A 1,365-nucleotide genomic window follows, 5' to 3' on the forward strand; every position below is an offset into this window, starting at 1 on the left:
TGTCCAGTTTGCCGATGATTAAAATAGCTCATCGGCAAACTGGACAAATGAGAATATAAGCGAGCGCTAAGTTCTGAATTAATTCGGCTCGCCAGGTTGGCGTATAGCCAGCTACGCATATAGCTAAAAATGGGTTCGAATACGGCCAAAGCGAACAATGCTAGCCCCAACACATGTAAGCTAGTTAGACTCCTACTCACCAGAACACGGTCAATAACATTGGCAAACAGTAATGGCGTGACCAAGGCAATGAGCTGGATTAAAAGCGAAAATAAAATGACCTTCTTCAGCTGGGCTGCATGCTTTTTTAGCGTGGGGAAAAACCAACTAAACCCAAAAGAGACATCTTCCGATTTGAGATCAGTTTCAGCAAATAAGAACAAGACACCTTGCCATTGCTTAGAAAACGTCTCGAATGAGTACTTATGAATACGACTCTCAATAGGGCAATACAAGGTAACGTGTGTACGCGTTGAAGAGACTAATACTTTGTACCCAACATCTAAACGAACGATGGCAGGTAAAGGCGTACTGATTAACTCATCTAAACTGTAGTTAACTTCCATGGCCTTCAAACCAATCCATTGTGCGCATCGTTGCAAATTAATACTATCGAGCTCACAAACAGCATCGCCCAATTTGTGCTTAAGGTGATTTACTTCAATAGGTTGACTAAATTGTTTTGCGACATAACTCAAGCACAATAGGCCACTTGATGTACCTGTACTGAGCATAATCATCGCTCCCTCATTGCTTCAGACTGATACTGTTGAAGGGGGCTTAGCAGGTATTCAATTAGTCTTCTTGAGCCCGTTTTAATCTCAGCAGCCAAGCTCATCCCCGCCCCAAGAGGAACCCATGTGTCTTCCACAAGTATTTCATTGCTTTCCAAACGAATTCTGGCTGGAAACACATAACCTAAACGCTCGTCTTCAACCGCATCTTTCGATACATGAAGGAGTTCCCCCGAAATCGTGCCGTATTTAGTGAAAGGAAAACTATCAATCTTAATTTCGACAGGCTGTCCCGCCCTAACAAATCCAATATCTTTGTTGAGAATATTCACTTCAGCCTCTAAGTGAGAGTTTTGAGGAACAACCACCATCAGTGCTTGTGCTGGCGATACCACACCTCCAAGAGTATGAATATTTAACTGTTGAACAACGCCATCGACAGGCGAGCGAAGTGCTTGAACACGCTGCCGCTCTTTGGCCTTTATTAACTCTTGTCTGATTTCAACAATTTGACTATTTAGCTGGTTAAGAAGGTCATAGTACTCAACCCGATTTTGAGCGATTAATGTATCTCTCTGTTCTGCAAGACTTTGAGCTTGTGCGTCCAAAACGAATCCTTGTGCTTGTATAT

At 42.8% G+C, this 1,365-nt stretch carries 2 protein-coding genes; both read right to left on the minus strand.

Annotation, left to right across the window (positions count from 1 at the left end; all coding sequences use genetic code 11):
- On the minus strand, positions 1–740 hold a 740-nt coding region (locus BCT81_RS16260), incomplete at its 3' end, for an ABC transporter transmembrane domain-containing protein (protein ID WP_241908224.1).
- Positions 737–1,365: HlyD family type I secretion periplasmic adaptor subunit (locus tag BCT81_RS16265; RefSeq protein ID WP_133152641.1), on the minus strand; the 629-nt coding region annotated here is incomplete at its 5' end. The genes BCT81_RS16265 and BCT81_RS16260, both read right to left, overlap by 4 nt.

Origin of the sequence: Vibrio sp. 10N.261.52.A1 (assembly GCF_002876325.1) — a bacterium.
In the GTDB taxonomy this organism is placed as follows: domain Bacteria; phylum Pseudomonadota; class Gammaproteobacteria; order Enterobacterales; family Vibrionaceae; genus Vibrio; species Vibrio chagasii.